Here is a 280-nt window from a genome sequence, read left to right on the forward strand (position 1 = left end):
GACATCATATAGATGAAGTTTGTTTTTGATTATGAATAAAATCATTTATTAATCAATTTATCCACGATAGATCCTCCTTTATGTATTCGTACTCTAAATCTGAAACTTTAGAGATATGATTGCAATAATTTAACTGCTCAGGAAAAATATCACGTTATATATTTTAATTAGAAAACTAACTGTAATGAGCTTGTTTTAAAAGATTTAGAGAAGGGGAGTAGAAAAGTTAGCAATATTTATTGTGAGGATAATAGTATGTTTATTCTTTTAGAGACGAAGT

This window comes from Bartonella sp. TT110JLCBS (genome assembly GCF_042193405.1).
In the GTDB taxonomy this organism is placed as follows: Bacteria; Pseudomonadota; Alphaproteobacteria; order Rhizobiales; family Rhizobiaceae; genus Bartonella.